The sequence below is a fragment of the Gilliamella sp. B3801 genome, assembly GCF_026536645.1.
GTDB lineage: Bacteria > Pseudomonadota > Gammaproteobacteria > Enterobacterales > Orbaceae > Gilliamella > Gilliamella apicola_I.
In genome coordinates this window covers 13,497-32,670 of the sequence record NZ_JAFNNR010000003.1, presented here as the reverse complement: position 1 = coordinate 32,670, position 19,174 = coordinate 13,497, and the positions used below count along the sequence as shown (strand labels likewise).

The 19,174-nt window shown below is 34.9% G+C and carries 14 protein-coding genes and 1 other RNA gene; 9 read left to right on the top strand and 6 right to left on the bottom strand.

Features of this window, described 5'->3' with window-relative positions:
* Window positions 1–3 precede the first annotated feature (3 nt).
* Window positions 4–1,122, bottom strand: a complete 1,119-nt coding sequence (locus J3U14_RS02905; RefSeq protein WP_267349816.1) for a glycoside hydrolase family 172 protein — start codon at window positions 1,120–1,122, stop codon at window positions 4–6.
* A 63-nt stretch (window positions 1,123–1,185) separates the two neighbouring features.
* Entirely contained in the window at window positions 1,186–2,424 is a 1,239-nt protein-coding gene (locus J3U14_RS02900; protein ID WP_267349818.1) for an oligosaccharide MFS transporter, read from the bottom strand.
* 687 nt (window positions 2,425–3,111) lie between these two features.
* Between J3U14_RS02900 and J3U14_RS02895 the strand changes: the two genes are divergently transcribed.
* A complete protein-coding gene (locus J3U14_RS02895) occupies window positions 3,112–3,891 on the top strand; it encodes a GntR family transcriptional regulator (protein ID WP_267349820.1) in 780 nt (259 codons plus the stop codon).
* 145 nt (window positions 3,892–4,036) lie between these two features.
* Here the strand turns inward: J3U14_RS02895 and lolA are convergent, their stop codons facing one another.
* On the bottom strand, window positions 4,037–4,630 hold the full coding sequence (lolA, locus tag J3U14_RS02890) for an outer membrane lipoprotein chaperone LolA (RefSeq protein WP_267349822.1): 594 nt from the start codon (window positions 4,628–4,630) through the stop codon (window positions 4,037–4,039).
* Between the two features lie 176 nt (window positions 4,631–4,806).
* Here lolA and J3U14_RS02885 point away from each other — a divergent pair, with 176 nt between their 5' ends.
* From J3U14_RS02885 to J3U14_RS02855, 7 genes are all read left to right on the top strand, one after another.
* Window positions 4,807–6,144 (top strand): replication-associated recombination protein A, encoded by a 1,338-nt coding sequence (locus J3U14_RS02885; RefSeq protein ID WP_267349824.1) that lies wholly within the window; start codon window positions 4,807–4,809, stop codon window positions 6,142–6,144.
* A gap of 209 nt (window positions 6,145–6,353) precedes the next feature.
* Window positions 6,354–8,639, top strand: a complete 2,286-nt coding sequence (gene nrdA / locus J3U14_RS02880) for a class 1a ribonucleoside-diphosphate reductase subunit alpha (RefSeq protein ID WP_065558836.1) — start codon at window positions 6,354–6,356, stop codon at window positions 8,637–8,639.
* Window positions 8,640–8,777: 138 nt separating this feature from the next.
* The gene (nrdB, locus tag J3U14_RS02875) at window positions 8,778–9,908 is read left to right on the top strand and encodes a class Ia ribonucleoside-diphosphate reductase subunit beta (protein WP_065559020.1); all 1,131 of its coding nucleotides are present in this window, start codon (window positions 8,778–8,780) and stop codon (window positions 9,906–9,908) included.
* Window positions 9,909–10,125: 217 nt separating this feature from the next.
* A complete protein-coding gene (locus J3U14_RS02870; RefSeq protein WP_267349831.1) occupies window positions 10,126–10,770 on the top strand; it encodes a DUF7424 family protein in 645 nt (214 codons plus the stop codon).
* Between the two features lie 290 nt (window positions 10,771–11,060).
* Entirely contained in the window at window positions 11,061–11,501 is a 441-nt protein-coding gene (locus J3U14_RS02865; RefSeq protein ID WP_267349833.1) for a hypothetical protein, read from the top strand.
* 69 nt (window positions 11,502–11,570) lie between these two features.
* Window positions 11,571–14,249, top strand: a complete 2,679-nt coding sequence (gene glnD / locus J3U14_RS02860) for a bifunctional uridylyltransferase/uridylyl-removing protein GlnD (protein ID WP_267349835.1) — start codon at window positions 11,571–11,573, stop codon at window positions 14,247–14,249.
* A gap of 24 nt (window positions 14,250–14,273) precedes the next feature.
* Window positions 14,274–15,197 carry an AEC family transporter gene (locus J3U14_RS02855; protein WP_267349837.1) on the top strand — a complete coding sequence of 308 codons (924 nt, stop codon included), beginning with the start codon at window positions 14,274–14,276 and terminating at the stop codon, window positions 15,195–15,197.
* A 39-nt stretch (window positions 15,198–15,236) separates the two neighbouring features.
* Here J3U14_RS02855 and J3U14_RS02850 read toward each other — a convergent pair whose 3' ends face one another.
* The 3 genes from J3U14_RS02850 to J3U14_RS02840 form a co-directional block, all read right to left on the bottom strand.
* Window positions 15,237–16,079 (bottom strand): aldo/keto reductase, encoded by an 843-nt coding sequence (locus tag J3U14_RS02850; RefSeq protein WP_267349839.1) that lies wholly within the window; start codon window positions 16,077–16,079, stop codon window positions 15,237–15,239.
* A 68-nt stretch (window positions 16,080–16,147) separates the two neighbouring features.
* Window positions 16,148–16,837 carry an HD domain-containing protein gene (locus J3U14_RS02845; RefSeq protein WP_267349841.1) on the bottom strand — a complete coding sequence of 230 codons (690 nt, stop codon included), beginning with the start codon at window positions 16,835–16,837 and terminating at the stop codon, window positions 16,148–16,150.
* Between the two features lie 176 nt (window positions 16,838–17,013).
* Complete coding sequence (locus J3U14_RS02840) at window positions 17,014–17,907, bottom strand: DMT family transporter (protein WP_267349843.1); 894 nt, start codon at window positions 17,905–17,907, stop codon at window positions 17,014–17,016.
* A 653-nt stretch (window positions 17,908–18,560) separates the two neighbouring features.
* Here J3U14_RS02840 and ssrA point away from each other — a divergent pair.
* Window positions 18,561–18,925, top strand: a transfer-messenger RNA (tmRNA) gene (gene ssrA / locus J3U14_RS02835).
* Window positions 18,926–19,174: the final 249 nt, after the last annotated feature.

Here is a 19,174-nt window from a genome sequence, read left to right as displayed (position 1 = left end):
AGACTATCGTGGTGTGCGTTGTTGTTTATTGGGAAAAGTCGGGTTGTGATTTTCCGACGGATTTTGATACCAATACGCCACGCTGGCAATATCATCACAACGTTCATACAATCTTATATCATCATTTCCGATCTGTTGAAAAGCTAACTTAATATTTTTATGGAAAGCAACCGGATCAGGTAAATGCCAACGGTATAAACCATGCATCGGAAGTGCATCATCGCCGAAGCCATGTACCGGATTTGAATCACCTGTTTGAAAAAAATCCCGTGTAGCATCTCGATTAGTTTGATAAGGATAGCCCATAAACAGTGTTTGAAAACATTTTGCTTTAGGCTTACCTTGACTGTCACGATTATGAAATGCCCATGCCCCACCAAAATAGTCTTCTGAGCCAGTTGAATGTTGTGTTGGATACGCACTATCATCATCCAGATAAAATTTGAACTCGCCTTCTCCCCACCAATACCGTTCTAATGCGGTTAGGGCTAAATACGTCCCCACATAATAGCCATGACCTTGTACGTTATCTAATATGACATAATCTTGTGCATACTGAGTTACTCGCTGACGACGCCATTGTGCATGAAAATAGAGAGGATGTTCGAACGGTTTTGGCATGATGGCATAATTAATAGTGAAAAAGAAATGTTGTAAATCTGCTTCATGCTCGTTGTGAATTTCTATTCTGGCTTTTTTATTGAATGGCATTCTAAAATAACAGTTAAATCCCCCTGTTGGATTAACCACAATCGGTAATGAATTGATATCACATCTTGCTCCAAATCCATTACAGAAAAAATCACCAATTGGGCTTTCAACTGACGGTATTGTTTCGTCATCCCAGTAGATACGAATAACCACATCACGCAAGACAAAACTACCACGATGTGTTCTATCGGTTAAGGTAAACCACATATGTCTAATTTCAGCAGGCCCGCTAATTTCTGCAATAGTTATTTTTTCCCCTGCGGGAATCGAGATACACCCTTGTCCTTTACGGCTAGGACCTAAAGCACTCGCTTTCATACAAGACTTACCCTTTTCGCCTGTCATATTTTCAGGTGAAATAGTTCGAGTTTGTTCAAAGTTAAATTGTGTCACTGAATTGAATATATTCATTTTTAATCCTTAATATGTCTTAATAAATTCTTATTATTACCGTCTAAAAGATATGTGTTTTTATTAATCTTTTTTTAATGTGTTTGCTTTTTGGTCTCGACTTAAGAAGAAAATGGCAAAAATCATAAAACCTAAAACCACCAAACCTAAATTATTAAACGTCGTTGCGGCGCCAGCGGTATCATAAATGTCGCCAACATAAGTTGAGAACAAAATAACCCCAACTGAACCTGCGACTTGATAACCAATCAGAAAAACAGTGGCAGAAAGACGAGCATTAAAATTGTTATCAATATACTTAAATACTGAGACTAAAATGGTTGAAATTTCTAAACAATGCATCAGCTTAATAATGGATATAATGACAATGCTATCAACATGAGCAGTTAAAAATATTCGTGATGCCGATATAAATGCAGCAAAAATAAGTGCATTTTTTGCGCCCACTCGATTAACAACAAAAGGAACACAAAACATGACTGCAGCTTCTAAGAACACTTGAAAAGAATTTAATAAACCATATAAATGATAACCATCATTTACATCGGTAAATTGTTGTGTGAAATAGACAGGAAACAGTTGCTGATCATAAATATTATAAAGGCTATAAGTGCCTAATACATAAATAACAAATATCCAAAACTTTTTGAGCGTAAACACAGAAAGGATTTCATTAAAGGTCAATTTTTCTTTCTTTTGAAATACCACACTTGAGGATTGAGTTAAGTCAGGTTTGAAATTGAGATTTAAAATCATAAAACAGAGACCGACAATTGACGCTGCCCAAAAATTAAGATGGGGATTAATACTTATTAAAATTCCGGCGATAAAAGTCCCTACTGCATAAGCAATACAGCCCCAAGTTCGACATTGTCCAAATTCAAATCCAAACGCCCGACTAATCTTTTCACAATATGAATCAATCAGTCCCATACCTGCCACCCAACCAAATCCTAAAAAGAAACTGCCAAAAATCACACCAACATAAAAGTTATGCTTTAAAAGTGGTTCATAAATATAAATTAATGCAGGTGCTGCGCAGGTGATAATAATACTTTGAAACCAAATAAGGTGTTTTTTTAAGACTAATTTATCTTGATAAACACCATATATAATCATGATAATTAACGAAATAAAGTAGTTAAATGAATAAATGATACCCGTTTGTTTCGCTGTTAAACCAATCTCTTTACTAAGCCAAATTGAGTAAAAAGAGAAAACAAAACTGCCTGCTGCGTAATACATAAAGCTATAACAGGAAGCAAACCAATAAGTTGGTTTTTTATAAAATTCACTTGTCATAATTTATCCTATGAAGAGTTAACCACTGATAAGGAATATAAAGAGCTAAAAATTTAGCTTTAATGGGTTTATTGGATAAATGTGATCCACATCAAAAATTATTTCTAAGACTTGCAATAAACAGCAAAATTCATCATGGTGTTTTGTTAACAATAGGTAAATCTAAAAGTAAGATAATCATTATGCTGATAAATTCAAAAAAATTTGAACGTTGAACTTTAAAACAAGATATCAGACAACTTTTTAATTCATAAATCGCAACAAGATGGGTTTACCCATTGAATGATTAAAAATGTTTTAATTAGACGCCATTAACTGTGTTTTAAATGATCAAAAAATGAGGAATGTCGATTCAGCAACATGCGTGAGACGATAAAATGTAACACGGTTAAGTATCCCTAAAAAATCTAACTTATAACTGCAAGATAGTTAACCTATATTAGATATATAAATTTAGTGAAAAAGACATCAAATTTAACTCAAACATATATGACAATCTAAAAAGTTGACACACATGATATAGCTAAAATATAACAACAATTTAAGATGGTTTATCGACTTGTCAGTTATGTAAGAATTGATAAAAATAGTATAAAAAAAATTAGAGTTACATTATTTAACTCTAATCAATTAGATGTTATTTTAAGGTTATATTTAAACGACTTAGGTATTTTAAAAAAATAAATTATGACCGAAAAACAAAATGAATATCACAGGCTTTATCAAGTCATCGCATCAGAATTAAAAAATCGGATTATTAGCGGTATTTACCCAATAGGAAGCAAATTACCTTCAGAAAGATTGGTGTGCGAAGAGTTAAAAGTTAGTCGTTCTGTCGTAAGAGAAGCAATAATCATGTTAGAAGTTGAAGGTTTTGTTGAAGCACGTAAAGGATCGGGTATCCACGTTATTGGCAATAGCTCGCTTAAAAACCTTTCATCAACTTCAGGAGGATTAAATTTTGTAAAAAGTGGGCCTTTTGAACTGTTGCAAGCACGCCAACTTATTGAAAGTAATATTGCTGAATTTGCTGCCACACAAATCACCAAGGGAGATATTGTTAAATTATTAGAAATTCAACATAATGCTCAAAAAGAAGATCATCATCGCGATCCCTATTGGGATATTAAATTCCATACTCAGATTGCCATGATTACTCGTAACAGTGCTTTAACTATCATTGTTGAAGAGACATGGCAACAGCGCACGTTAAATCCTTTATGGAAAAAACTTCATGAAAATATGCCAGAACAAACCATTAATAATTGGGCAGATGAACATAACCAAATTTTGGAAGCTTTAATTAATCGAGATCCTAAAGCAGCAAAATTAGCGATGTGGCAGCATTTAGAAAACACTAAAAAAGCACTTTTTGATGCTGCAAATAAAGATTTTGAAACAAGACGTGATCACTATTTATTTTCTGATAATCCCGTCATTAGTATCAATAACAATGAATTAGACTAAACTAAACAAATCATCAAGCTTTAACTCACTCGTAGCTATCAACTAATTAAAAATAAATTTAGCAAAATTAATTGACGCTATCTTGTGTTTAAGGCTCAAAATGATAATCGATAATGACTTTTATTACTTTAAACGCATTGATCACTTATCGTTGATCGTCAATTTGAATGCCTAAAGGCGGTTCAAAATGAAACTTACTGAGTTCTACTTTTCCAAGTTTTTGGTGCGATAGATCATAAAAACTGCGTTGTCCATCTTCCTCAATAATCGTAAAATTGGAAATCATTCCGCTTGGTAACACTGAAATGATAAAATTCTGACTTGAACTGTCTGTTGGCTTTAAAGTGAATGAATCTTGTTTACGTGTAACTTGATAGTGGTTCCAAATAGGATTATGACTATCGGTAATTAAAAGCATTAAACGATTATCAACGGCTTTTTTTAAATCCATCACTGTGACTTGTTCGACTGTTGGCGTATAGACCCACATATTACTTCCATCCGAAATAATAGTTGTTTCCTCTGGCTCTGTCATTCTCCAATTAAAATAGTAAGGTCTTGTTACCCAAAGATCCCCCTTTCCTTCTTGAACTTGCTGATTATCTGCTGTTTTTACATCTTGTGAAAAGCGTGCATAAAATCCGTCAACTTTGTCTAAACGCTGTTGTAAGACCTCTTTATCACCTGCCCAAGCGGATACGCTAACTAATAATCCCATTAATACTAAAAATTGTTTCATAACGAATCCTTACTTTTTTTATCTATAACAAAGCGTTAAATAGTGTTCGTAAATCTGATTAGGTCAAAATATTACCGTTTTTCGTTAAGTTCGAAAAGTTATTTTCTTTTCTTTTTCACTTATCAATTAACAAGTATATAATATAATGAATTTTTCAAACTTGGATACCACCTGTTATGCCTAGCATGTCATTTGATTTTACGACCGATGAATTTCAGCCTTTAGCGGCAAAAATGCGTCCACGTAATTTATCAGAATACATTGGACAAACTCAGCTACTAGGAGCAGGAAAACCATTACCGAAAGCCATTGAAGCCGGAAACCTTCATTCAATGATCTTATGGGGGCCTCCGGGCACTGGGAAAACCACATTAGCTGAAATTATAGCGCATCATGCTCATGCTAAAGTCGAAAGAATTTCGGCAGTCACATCCGGAATCAAAGATATTCGTGAAGCCATTGAGTGTGCAAAAATCAATCAGCAAGCGGGTATCCGTACGATCTTATTTGTTGATGAAGTTCATCGTTTTAATAAAAGCCAACAAGATGCATTTTTGCCTTATGTTGAAAATGGTACAGTTACTTTTATTGGGGCGACAACTGAAAATCCGTCATTCGAACTCAATTCAGCGCTGTTATCACGAGCTAGGGTTTATTTACTCAAATCATTAACCAATGCCGATATCGAAAATATTTTACAACAAGCCATTGATGATCCGGTTCGAGGTTATGGCAATAAACATGTCGTGTTACCACCAGAAACAAAAAAACAGATTGCTGAATTTGTCGGGGGGGATGCCAGACGTGCACTGAATACACTTGAATTATTAGTGGATATGTCCGGTGGCAATGAACTAACACCAGCGTTACTCAAAGAAGTCATGGGTGAGCGTAGTGCCAGATTCGATAATCAAGGTGACCGATATTATGATTTGATTTCTGCCGTCCATAAATCAATTCGTGGTTCTGCGCCTGACGCTGCATTATACTGGTATGCAAGAATCATTACTGCTGGTGGTGATCCCCTCTATGTTGCTCGTCGATTACTGGCAATTGCCTCTGAAGATGTCGGCAATGCTGATCCAAGAGCAATGCAAGTTGCATTGGCGGCGTGGGATTGTTTTACGCGTGTTGGCCCCGCCGAGGGAGAACGCGCCATTGCGCAAGCTATAGTTTATTTGGCTTGTGCACCGAAAAGTAACGCCGTCTATCTTGCTTTCAAACAAGCTATGAGTGACGCGCAGTCTAAGCCAGACTATGATGTACCTGAACATTTACGTAATGCACCAACCAGTCTAATGAAAAATTTGGGCTATGGAGCACAATACCGTTATGCACATGATGAACCTAATGCTTTTGCAGCAGGTGAAAATTATTTTCCGCCTGAAATGGCCGATAGTAAATATTATCAACCAACTGATCGTGGTGCAGAAAAAAATTATGCCGATAAACTTGCATGGTTAGAAGCCCAAAATAAAGCAAGCGCAATTCAACGTTATAAAAACCAAAAATGATTCATAAGTAAAACCTTTCTAAACCATTTTATTTTATTACAGAAAAAAACGTTTACTAACCGATAGTTAACAAAATAAAAAAATGTTAACTGACTAATAAATACACTATATATAGTAATAAAATGATTAATAGGCACTATATATTGTATATTTTGACAAATATCAATTATGATAAGCTCCACAAAAAACGGGATAAAACTGGATGGAAAATGAATAAATCAATATTTGTGACCAAGCGAGATGGTAAGAAAGAACCTATCAATCTTGATAAAATTCACAAGGTAATTACATGGGCAGCAGAAGGATTAGAAAATGTTTCGGTATCTCAAGTTGAATTACGTTCACATATTCAATTTTATGATGGGATCCGAACATCTGATATTCATGAAACAATTATTCGAGCTGCCGCCGATCTTATATCGCAAGATTCACCAGATTATCAATATTTGGCTGCACGTTTAGCCATTTTTCATTTACGTAAAAAAGCGTATAACCAATTTACTCCTCCACCACTTTATGAACATGTAAAAAAACTAGTGGCAAGTGACCGTTATGACAAACACTTACTTGAAGATTATACGCAAGAAGAGTTTGAACAAATGGATAAAATTATCGATCATTGGCGTGATATGTCTTTTTCGTACGCAGCAGTAAAACAGCTTGAAGGAAAATACTTAGTTCAAAATCGGGTAACAGGCGAGATTTATGAAAGTGCACAGTTTTTATACATTTTAGTCGCAGCTTGTCTTTTTGCTAATTACCCTAAAGATACGCGTCTTAGCTACATCAAACGCTTTTATGATGCAGTCTCAACTTTTAAAATTTCATTACCAACGCCAATTATGGCCGGTGTTCGCACCCCAACACGCCAATTTAGTTCATGTGTACTTATCGAATGTGATGACAGCTTAGATTCTATTAATGCGACGGCAAGCGCAATTGTCAAATATGTGTCACAACGTGCAGGCATTGGTGTTAATGCGGGCAAAATTCGAGCGCTTGGTAGTTCGATTCGTGGTGGTGAAGCTTTCCACACCGGTTGTATTCCTTTTTATAAATATTTTCAAACAGCGGTAAAATCCTGTTCACAAGGCGGTGTTCGTGGTGGTGCTGCAACGGTATTTTACCCGCTTTGGCATTTAGAAGTCGAAAGTCTATTGGTTTTACGTAACAATCGAGGTGTTGAAGAAAACCGTGTTCGACATTTGGATTATGGTGTTCAGATTAATAAATTAATGTATCAACGCTTAATCCAAAACGAAAACATTACCCTTTTTAGCCCGTCAGATGTTCCGGGTCTATACGAGGCGTTTTTTGCCGATCAAGCAAAATTCGATGCGTTGTATCATCAATATGAACAAGATGTAAACATTCGAAAACGTGTAGTAAAAGCGGTAGAACTCTTTGCCCTGTTAATGCAAGAACGTGCATCAACTGGACGTATTTATATCCAAAATGTTGACCACTGTAATACTCACAGTCCATTCAATGCTCAGCTTGCGCCTGTACATCAATCTAATTTATGTATGGAAATTGCGTTACCAACTAAACCGCTGAATAATGTCAACGATGAAAAGGGTGAAATAGCACTATGTACACTGTCCGCTTTTAATTTAGGTGAAATTCAATCGTTAGATGATTTTGAAGAGCTTGCCGATTTAACGGTTCGTGCCCTTGATTCACTGCTTGATTATCAGGATTACCCTGTTCCTGCTGCTCGCAATTCATCTATTAATCGCCGTACATTAGGCATTGGTGTCATTAACTATGCCTATTATTTAGCAAAACATGGGGTAAAATATTCAGACGGCAGCGCTAATAATTTAACCCACCGCACGTTTGAAGCGATGCAATATTATCTTTTAAAAGCATCAAATAACCTAGCGAAAGAAAAAGGTGCATGTAACTTATTTAACGAAACGACCTATTCACAAGGGATATTACCGATAGATACCTATAAAAAGGATCTTGATACCATTACAAAAGAGCCATTACATTATGATTGGGAATCACTGCGTGAATCAATTAAAACTCATGGTCTACGTAATTCAACCTTATCGGCGTTAATGCCTTCTGAAACGTCTTCGCAAATATCTAATGCGACTAATGGTATCGAGCCACCTCGAGGGTATGTCAGCGTTAAAGCATCGAAAGATGGCATCTTAAAGCAGGTAGTACCTGACTATAAAGATTTAAAAAACTTCTATGAACTACTTTGGCAAATTCCTAATAACACGGGTTATTTACAATTAGTTGGTATTATGCAGAAATTTATCGATCAATCAATTTCGGCTAACACCAATTATGATCCGACAAAATTCCCGAATGACAAAGTACCGATGAAACAGCTACTTGCTGATTTATTAACCGCATATAAATTTGGTGTCAAAACACTCTACTACCATAACACACGCGATGGGGCTGAAGATATTCAAGGGGATATTGCACTAACTGAAAGTGATGACGGTTGTGAAGGCGGGGCTTGTAAAATTTAATTGCCCTTTTAGACAAAAACAAAGCATCACTTTAAAAACATTCAATGGGGGATTTTGATCCCCCAATATTGCCCCTTTTCCGCTGTCGACAGGTAGTGGTAAAAGTAACTAAATTCAGTTAGGAGTACGATTATGAATATGAATTACAGTACCTTTTCGCATGTACATAACGATCAGCTTAAAGAACCCATGTTTCTTGGTCAACCGGTTAATGTGGCGCGTTATGACCAACAAAAATATGAAATGTTCGAAAAATTAATCGAAAAACAACTTTCGTTTTTTTGGCGTCCGGAAGAAGTCGATATATCTCAAGACCGCATTGACTATGCGGCACTACCCGAACATGAAAAACATATTTTCATCAGTAATTTAAAGTACCAAACATTATTGGATTCGATTCAAGGTCGTAGTCCAAACGTTGCTTTACTCCCTTTAATTTCAATTCCTGAACTTGAAACTTGGGTAGAAACGTGGTCGTTTTCAGAAACAATTCACTCTCGTTCTTACACACACATCATACGTAACATTGTCAATGATCCCTCGGTGGTATTTGATGACATTGTGACAAATAAAGAGATCCAAAAACGTGCGGGTGACATTGCGGGTTATTATGATGATCTGATTAGTTATGCAAGCTATTACAATTTATTGGGTGAAGGGAATCACACGGTTAACAATAAAACCATTACTATAAGCTTACGTGAATTGAAAAAGAAACTGTACCTTTGCTTAATGAGTGTTAATGCCCTTGAAGCCATTCGTTTTTATGTCAGCTTTGCTTGTTCATTTGCTTTCGCTGAACGAGAACTAATGGAAGGAAATGCAAAAATCATCAAACTCATTGCCCGTGATGAAGCCCTACACTTAACGGGAACTCAATTTATGATTAATACGCTTCGTAGTGGTGAAGATGATCCTGAAATGGCTGAAATCGCAAAAGAGTGTGAACAAGACTGCTATGACCTGTTTTTACAGGCAGCGAATCAAGAAAAAGAGTGGGCAGCATACTTATTTGAAGGTGGTTCAATGATTGGTTTAAATAAAGATATTTTATGTCAATATGTTGAATACATCACCAATATTCGTATGCAAGCGGTCGGATTGAAATTGCCTTACGAAGTAAAATCTAACCCGATTCCATGGATCAATAACTGGTTAGTATCCGACAATGTACAAGTTGCTCCACAAGAAGCCGAAATGAGCTCTTATCTAGTCGGTCAAATTGATTCTGAAATCAATGAAGATGATTTGAGTGATTTTACTTTATAATTTACGCTGTCATTAAAACTTCCTATCCTGACTTGCACAGGTTTAGTACTAAAGCCTGTGCATGTTTTGCCTTCATTGGTTAACCAAATCCAAGTAATTACAATCCAATTTCTTTTTTTAATTTATATTACATTTCTTAATGTTTGATTAATAATCTTTTTAATTGTATTATTTAACCAATATTAGTTAAATAAATCAAAAGGAAGTAAGAAGTAAAATGAATAAATTCATGATAAGTTTAATTGCTATTACGTTACTATCAGGTTGTAAAGTTGAATTAGCACCGACAGTAAACCTTAGCGATGTGCAAAGTGAAACAGCAAAAACCGTACAGTCAAAAATATTGATTGAAGTTTCATCATGTACTGACTTTAAAGATTCACGACAAGAATCATCCACGTTAATAAAAGCCAAAAATGAAATTCAAAAAATTTTTGCGGATGCAAAATATATTGAATGTTATCGAGAAAAAATGGATTCTAAAGCAGTATTTGAAATACCGATTATGGTAGGAGGAAAAACGGGTAATGGCGATATCCAAATACGCAATAACGAGTCAGGTGGTATGGTTGTTGAAATGTCAAAAAAATTAGAACAAAAGATCAGTAATCACCAAAATTCGACATTTCGCAAAATCAATACATTAATCAGTATTAACGTCAATAATGATTTGAATCAATCACAACAAATTATTGGTTATGCTATCTATCTTGATAACAATGCGATTCCTGTATCTAAGTATGATTTAAAACCAGGTCAGCATACGATTAAATTATCTGATGTTTCGGTCTCTGCAATATTAACTAAGGGTTCCGCTTTAGTTTATGAAAATGCTAATGATTCAATCGATACAAAAAATTAGCTTTAACTAAAATAAAAGCCCATCAACGCTTTTATTTAGTTTATGATATTTAAAATGTAAGGTAAAAACTATCGAATTGCTTTTTAGCTTGACGAAATTATGTTGTTTTTTTGGGGTATAAATCATAATAGATAACAGTAAATGTTTTCGTGTTAATTACTATCAATATTTGAAGCATAATTAAATAAAACTGTGTTATATTGTAGTTGCACTAACGTTTGAAACAGTACTATTCATCGATCTTGAAAAAACTTACTTCATTTTTACTTACATTAATTATAGGTTTTAATATGAAAAAACTTTTATTGAGTAGTCTTGTCGGTTTAGTTTTGGTTGGTTGTGGTGAAAAAAAAGTAACTGAAGAAATGCTTATTGGTGAGTGGGATTGCACATTTTCAGGGCAAGAGGCAAAATGGGAAAATGGTAAATTTTCTGACTATGCACCACTCAAACAAGATAAAGGGATGATTAAGTATTTTATGAAGGACAATACCTTATTTTTCAATTTTGGTACAGATACATCTTATCCATATAATTTAAAAGCTTATTATAATGATTCAATGGATATAAAATCCAATAATGGTGTTACATCAAAAACGCAAAAGACCATGAACTATTTATCACCAGACAAATTCAAAACAACGGAAGTAACTGAAATTCTTATCGATAATGCTCCAAACGCAAATCGAAAAATGAATGTAGAAATAAATTGTGATCGTGTAAAAAATTAAAACAAAAGTTCAAGCAACAAACTAAACTGTTGCTTGACAGTCTGTGAAAATCAGGTAACGATATGATTATTGAATGGTCTTAATTTTATTCCCATGACGCAAGTGCATTTAATTTATCCTATTTCACCACTTGATTTTAGTGATGCTGAGATAAATATTAACTTTCTCAAACAACACCTTGACCAATTTCAACAATGGTCGATGAAGCAATTTAAACAAAATGCAGATATTGATGAATTAGTGCATCTACGCAGTCAATTTATCGATAAATTACTTGCACGATTATGGTGCTATTTTCAAATTCCCGATCAAACTTCATCAACTTTAAAAAATAATCGTATTGCATTAATCGCTGTCGGGGGGTATGGGCGAGCAGAGCTACACCCTTTGTCAGATATTGATATTTTGATATTAAGTGATTACCCGCTTAATTATGACATCGAAAAACAAATCGGCAAGTTAGTACGGCTGCTTTGGGATCTTCATTTGGATATAGGTCATAGTGTCAGAACGCTAAAAACGTGTTTGCAAGAAGCTAAAAACGATATTACTATCATGACCAATTTAATTGAATCAAGATGGGTTGCGGGTAATAATCCATTATTACAAACCCTTCGACAACACATTTTTAGTGATAAAATTTGGCCTTCTCCTGCTTTTTATCGTGCTAAAATTGCCGAACAACAAGCCCGGCATCAGCAATATCACAGTACAACTTATAATCTTGAACCTGATTTAAAAAATAGTCCGGGCGGTCTACGGGATATGCAAATTATTCAATGGATTGCGATTCGTCACTTTGGCGATGAATTTTTGCAAAAAATTGCTGATTTTCATTACCTCACTCCAGAAGAGGTAGACGAATTTAGAACTTGTCGTAAATTTTTATGGCGTATTCGTTTTGCCCTTCACAGTGTCATTACTCGCTATGACAACCGATTGCTTTTTGATCGTCAATTAAGTATCGCCAAGCTTTTAGGCTATCAAGGTCAAGGAAATGCACCTGTTGAACAAATGATGCATGATTACTACCGAATTGCACACAACGTTACTGAACTCAATCAGATGTTACTGCAATTATTTGATGAGTCTATTCTTGAAGTTAATCCAAGCAATAAACCCTATGCTATCGATGAACACTTTCAAATCCGAGAAAAATTAATTGATGTAAAAGATGATAGTATCTTTAAAAAAGATCCGACAATGATATTACAGCTGTTTTACACCATTTTGCTCAATCCTCAAATCATCGGTCTCTATTCTAATACCATTCGTCAGTTACGCTCTGCAAGGCGAAAACTTACCACATTATTATGTGAACATCCTAAAGCCAGAACACTATTTATGTTAATCATTAAGCATCCGGATGCCATTGCAAAAGCAATTTTACCCATGCATCGTTATGGTATTTTAGCGGTCTATATACCTGGTTGGAAACATATCGCTGGTATGATGCAATTTGATCTATTTCATACCTATACAGTTGATGAACATACGGTACGATTATTAATAGAGCTTGATAGTTTAAAATCAGAACAAGGGAAACAAAAGCATCCTAATAGCTCAAACGTTTTTGCTAAATTATCCAAACCTGAACTGTTAATTATTACGGGTTTATTTCATGATATCGGTAAAGGTCGACATGGTGATCATTCTGAAATTGGTGCTAAATTAGTTGAAAAATTTTGTCAATTACATGAGCTTGAAACAAAAGATACTGATCTGATTATTTGGTTAGTACGCTATCATTTACTGATGTCAGTCACGGCACAAAATCGAGACTTACAAGATCCTGCTGTGATTCAAGAATTTGTTCAACAAGTTAAAAGTCGGCGTCGCCTTCAATATTTACTCTGCTTAACCGTTGCTGATGTGTGTGCGACGAACGAAACACTTTGGAACAGTTGGAAGCAAAGCTTAATACGTCAACTGTATTTTAATGCCGAACACTTATTTGATATTGGAATAAACCAAATACCGGAACAGCGGAGTATTGCTCGTCAACACAAGCAAGAAGCACTATCCATCTTAATCGCTCAAAATTATGATGAGCAACACATCAAAAACTTTTGGCTAAACTATCGGGTGGATTACTTTTTGCGCTACACTACCGAACAGATTGTGTGGCATGCTCAAAATTTGTTAAACCACGACTTAACGCAAACACTAGTTATGATCAATCCGACGCCGTATCATGGTGGTACAGAAATCGTTATTTACTCACCAGACCGACCTTATTTGTTTGCTACCGTCTGCAACAACTTAAGTATGCACAATTTAAATATACTTGAAGCGCTTATCATCACTAATAAACAAGGATTTGCGCTTGATACCTTTATTGTACTGGAACCTAACGGCAATACCGTTCAATCTGATCGCCATGAAGGTATAATAAATGCACTTGAAAAAACATTACAACAACCGACTTATAAAGGTGTTACGGTAAAACCGCCTAAACAACGATTACGCTATTTTTCAGTGCCGACACAAATTAACTTTTTATCATCCTTTAACGAAAGTCAAACCTATATGGAATTGATTGCTTTAGACAGACCTGGACTTTTAGCTTGTGTTGGAGAAGTTTTTGCGAACTTAGAAATATCTTTAAGGAGTGCCAAAATTGCCACTATCGGCGAACATATCGAGGATCTGTTTATTTTGACCGACAAACATAACCATGCCCTTGATGATGATACTTGTCATAAACTAAAACAATCCATCATTGTTGCGCTCGATGCAATGAATTAATCACATAAATTAAAGATAATAACTATGCAATTTTTTACTATTTTGTTTCCTATTTTTTGTATTTTCGTGGTGGGATTTATTGCGCAGAAAAAATTACATTTTGATGTGGCAAACCTGTCCAAAATGTCACTGTATGTGCTTTCACCCTTTTTGGCATTTAAAACATTTTATACACATACCTTAACAACAGAATACTTATTCTATATTTGCTATATTTTTGGTCTCTGTTTTGCTCTAGTCATCATTATTTCGATTTGGTCTATTTTGATGAAATATTCCAGCAAAGAACGCTGTGCAATGATTTTAAGCGCTTGCTTTATGAACAATGGTAATTATGGCACACCCGTATTGCTTGTCTTTTTTGGCACAATAGGATTTGATCTGGGCGTAATTATGATGGTGCTACAACAATTTGTCATGAGTACTGTTGGTATCTATTATGCGGCAAAAGGTAGCGCACGAGATGATATCGTTACGCAAAAAGATGTCATTAACAAAGTTATTCGAATGCCTGTGGCGTATGGGGCGTTTTTAGGTATCCTTTTTCAACTTTGTAACATTCCCTTATCTAAATCGATTATGACGTCCATTGGGATGATTGGTGACGCATCCATCGTGGTGATTATGATTATATTAGGTATGCAATTAGCGAAAATAAAAATCACCCAACTGGATTATCCTAAATTATCTTTTGCACTCCTCACTCGGATGATTCTATCGCCAATTGTTGCTTGTGCCATGGTCTACTTCATGCCTATTGCACCGGTATATAAGCAAGTGCTAATAGTACTAGCGGCAATGCCAAGTGCGGCAAACACGACATTAATGTCGGTACAATTTGACACACACCCTGAACTTGTATCAAGTGCCACTTTTTTCAGTACTTTAATCAGTTTAATTACTCTGCCGATTGTTCTATCCTTAGTTGGGGCGCCCATTCCTTACTGATTCATGATCTCTCGATAAGAGAGATCTTATCTTTTACCATCAAAAACCATTTTTTTGATAAACGTTATCTGGATTCGGCCCTACGCGTTGATTTTGGTTAAGTCCATTAATCGCTTGTATTTCATCTGAAGTGAGTTCGAAATCAAAAATATTAGCATTCTGCACAATTCGATCCGGATGTGCTGATTTAGGGATCACAATGTAACCATTTTGAATATGCCAGCGTAATGTCACTTGTGATGCTGATTTCTGATATTTATTACCAATTTTAATAAGAAGCGGATCATTAATGACTTTGTTACGAGCCAACGGTGACCAAGCTTCAATAGCAATCTTTTGTTGTCGTAAATATTCCACTAATTCGATTTGAGTTAAATAAGGATGAATCTCGATTTGATTAAGCATGGGTTTAATATTTGCTTTGGTTGAGAGTAATTCTAAATGCGAGATTTGAAAATTACAAACGCCGATTGCCCGCACACGCTTTTCTTCATACAGTTTTTCGAACGCCTTCCATGTATCAAAAAAAGTGTCACTTAATGGCCAGTGAACTAAAAAAAGATCGAGGTAATCAAGCTGTAAATCTTTTAGCGACTGATCAAAACCCGCTAATGTTTTATCATAACCTTGATTGCTATTATTGATTTTAGTGGTAATAAACAATTTATCACGTGCGACATGGCAATCTTTAAGAATTTGCCCGAGTTGCTTTTCGTTCTGGTAAAGCTGAGCGGTATCAAACGCTCGATACCCCGCATTAATAGCCACATTTACTGCACATGATAATTCATCAAAATCAGTTAATTGATAAGTGCCAAAACCGAGTTGCTGCATTGCTACATGATGACTAAGCATTACTTTACTGTTGATCGAAATCGTCATGATAACCCCTTATATTTTATTCAGATTATTGATCAATTATATCGATCATATCGATATTATCAATTAATTTAGAGTATTATCTCTTCTTCATCACCATCCCACTCTTTTTCGAATTGATTCACAAACTCAACCAATATAGCGTGACGTTTTAATGCGATTTTTTTTGCAATTTGTGTATTCATCCTATCTTTGAGTAAAAAGAGTTTTTCATAAAAATGGTTTATTACTGTATTAGGTTGTTTATAGTTTTCTTCATTTAATGATGTTCTGGGTAATATAGTGGGATCATACATAATATTGTGCTTGTTACCCCCATAGTAAAACGTCCGAGCGATACCAATAGCACCAATGGCATCTAATCGATCTGCATCTTGTACAATTTGCCCTTCTAACGACAATTCTTTTTTTTGAGTAAGATTTTTTCGATATGACATATTTTCAATAATGTCAAAAATATGTTTAATTTCGCTTTGACTGATCGTTTGTTGAATTAAAAAATCGTGTAACTCACTCATGGCGTGATTCACATCTGATACCACTTTTTCATCGATAACATCATGAAGATAGGCACTTAAAATCACGATAAAGTAATTGGCTGTTGGCTCATGTTTTAAAATTTGTTTTGCCAATTTAACTACTCTTTCAATATGCGCCATATCATGACCAGAAAAATCGTCAGCAAGTTTTTGTTTAACAAAAGTTTGAACATTATTGATAATTTTTTGTTGATCGACCATTTTCTTTGATTCCTGACTCATTCGATTTATCACTTCCTTAATGTGGGACACTATTTTGAGATATGATTAACATTTAGGTCAAATTATGCTTGATGCCATTGATAAGCGAATAAACTAAGATGACCTAAAATTTTAGTTAACAAAAAAGAGGCGATTTTTTTCTACTTTTTTGATTTGATAGAATGATATAAATCAAACTATCTTTTTAATTTAACTTTTCGCTCGGATAATAACACACCACAGAGCGTAAATAATGTGCCAAACGCAGCAAGCCAAGTAAACGGCTCATTCAATATAATTACCGCACCAATAATCGTTAACACAGGAACCAGATAGAGATAAATGCTAATCTTTACAGCCCCCACTAATTTCACCGCATAATTCCAAGATACAAAACAAATTGCAGATGCCCCTACGCCTAAAAACAGGATATTAAATAGATTGGTTGTATTGCTAAATCGAGCTAAATTTAGTTTAAAATCGAATAAATAAAGTGCTGGAAGCATGAGCAATAAACCATAAAAAAAGAATCGTCGGGTTAATAAAATCGTGTTATACCCTCGATGACTACTTTTTTTAGTTAAAATCGAATAACATGCCCAAAATAAACAGGCTAACATAGCGAGCAGATCACCAAGCGGATTCATGGCAAGCACATATTTGCCATTAAAGCAGATTAATCCAACGCCAATCGAGGCAAATAAACAACCAACGTAAAAACGCTTAGGTGGTGTTTCAGCCTTGAGAAAAAACATAGCTAATAGCGCAGTAAATATGGGGGCTAATGTTGTGATAATTCCTACATTTGAAGCAGTAGTATAGGTTAATGCAATATTTTCACATAAAAAATAACAGGTAATCCCACATAATCCAGCACATAAAAACATGAACTCTTGTTTTACTCCTTGCCAAACTAACAAACGAGGGCATAGAATCCAGAGCGTTACATAACCCAGTAAAAAACGAAAAAATAAAATCTCTATCGGTTTAAACTCAATTAATAATGTTTTGGTGGAAATAAACGTCGTTCCCCAAAAAAACACAGTCATTAATGCAATTAAATGCCCCTGTGTTCTTTTTGTTAATAACATAAAGACCTCAATCTTACAGCAATGTAGCCCTTTCTGAGTAAATTTTTACTCACTTTTCAAAGGCATTGATAAATATATTAGGAATAATACAAAAATTATGTCTAGTGCTTACTTGATTTTGTTAAAAATAATGCTATTTAAGAATATGCACTTATACTAACGCTATGCTCTTTTGTGTGCAAAAAATTTCAAGTCATTATAATGATAGGTAAATATGAAGTAGAAAGATGACAGATAAAAAAAATCCACCCGAAATTCGAGTGGAGGGCAAAAAATGAAAAAACGTAATCTGTTAATATAGACAAGCAAAAACCCAAAAAGTTCAATTTAATTTCAGATATTTTTGAAATTTTATTAAAATAATTTTTAATTATTTGATTTATTTTTATTTGTTTAATTAAATTTTTTTCAAAAAAAGTAAAATTTTTTACTTTTTCAACATCCACTAATTAATCATGTCAGCTTTGTAACCCATCCCCTCTAACGCTAGTTATAAAGTCACATTTACAAATGAAACTATTTAACGCTTTTAATAAGAGCAAAACTATCATAAAACAAACATTTGATTGCCTAACCCAAACTAAGCTAACTTGTATTCATGCTTGATTTCACCTATAATGTCCCGATATTGTATTACGTTACTTATCACAATTGGGGCTGATTCTGGATTCGACGGGATTTGCGAAACCCAAGGTGCATGCCGAGGTGCGGTAGGCCTCGTAAATAAACCGCAAAAAAATAGTCGCAAACGACGAAAACTACGCACTAGCAGCTTAATAACCTGCATAGAGCCTTCTCTCCCTAGCCTCCGCTCGTAGGACGGGGATAAAGAGGAGTCAAACCCAAACGAGATCGTGTGGAAGCCTTGCTTGGGGCGGAAGCATTAAACTTAATCAAGCTAGTCTATCGGTAGCGTGTTTGTCCGCAGCAGGTAGGCGAAATTTAAAGACAAACTACGCATGTAGTACCAAGGATGTAGAAATTTCGGACGGGGGTTCAAATCCCCCCAGCTCCACCACTATTTTTATAAAACAAATCAGTTAAATAATAAAATAGTGTTTATTTACCCCCAATAATTAGCTTCTTCTCTTGCAATATTTTAATTGCTTCTAATATGTTGGAAAACTCTTTGTTTTGCATAATCATGTATAGTTGATTTGTACTCACCCATATAACGCCAAAACCTGTAACAATTGGCACTATATCACCAAATGTTTCATAGCCCAAAGCAAAACTCTTTAGCCTTAATTAAACAATCGGCTAGCTC

Bases quoted from the DNA above. Each gene is read 5' to 3' on its own strand.
- J3U14_RS02905 (WP_267349816.1), bottom strand. From the start codon at position 1,122: ATGAATATATTCAATTCAGTGACACAATTTAACTTTGAACAAACTCGA.
- J3U14_RS02895 (WP_267349820.1), top strand. From the start codon at position 3,112: ATGACCGAAAAACAAAATGAATATCACAGGCTTTATCAAGTCATCGCA.
- J3U14_RS02855 (WP_267349837.1), top strand. From the start codon at position 14,274: ATGCAATTTTTTACTATTTTGTTTCCTATTTTTTGTATTTTCGTGGTG.
- nrdB (WP_065559020.1), top strand. From the start codon at position 8,778: ATGAATTACAGTACCTTTTCGCATGTACATAACGATCAGCTTAAAGAA.
- J3U14_RS02840 (WP_267349843.1), bottom strand. From the start codon at position 17,907: ATGTTATTAACAAAAAGAACACAGGGGCATTTAATTGCATTAATGACT.
- lolA (WP_267349822.1), bottom strand. From the start codon at position 4,630: ATGAAACAATTTTTAGTATTAATGGGATTATTAGTTAGCGTATCCGCT.
- nrdA (WP_065558836.1), top strand. From the start codon at position 6,354: ATGAATAAATCAATATTTGTGACCAAGCGAGATGGTAAGAAAGAACCT.
- J3U14_RS02870 (WP_267349831.1), top strand. From the start codon at position 10,126: ATGAATAAATTCATGATAAGTTTAATTGCTATTACGTTACTATCAGGT.
- J3U14_RS02850 (WP_267349839.1), bottom strand. From the start codon at position 16,079: ATGACGATTTCGATCAACAGTAAAGTAATGCTTAGTCATCATGTAGCA.
- J3U14_RS02885 (WP_267349824.1), top strand. From the start codon at position 4,807: ATGCCTAGCATGTCATTTGATTTTACGACCGATGAATTTCAGCCTTTA.
- J3U14_RS02900 (WP_267349818.1), bottom strand. From the start codon at position 2,424: ATGACAAGTGAATTTTATAAAAAACCAACTTATTGGTTTGCTTCCTGT.
- J3U14_RS02865 (WP_267349833.1), top strand. From the start codon at position 11,061: ATGAAAAAACTTTTATTGAGTAGTCTTGTCGGTTTAGTTTTGGTTGGT.
- J3U14_RS02845 (WP_267349841.1), bottom strand. From the start codon at position 16,837: ATGAGTCAGGAATCAAAGAAAATGGTCGATCAACAAAAAATTATCAAT.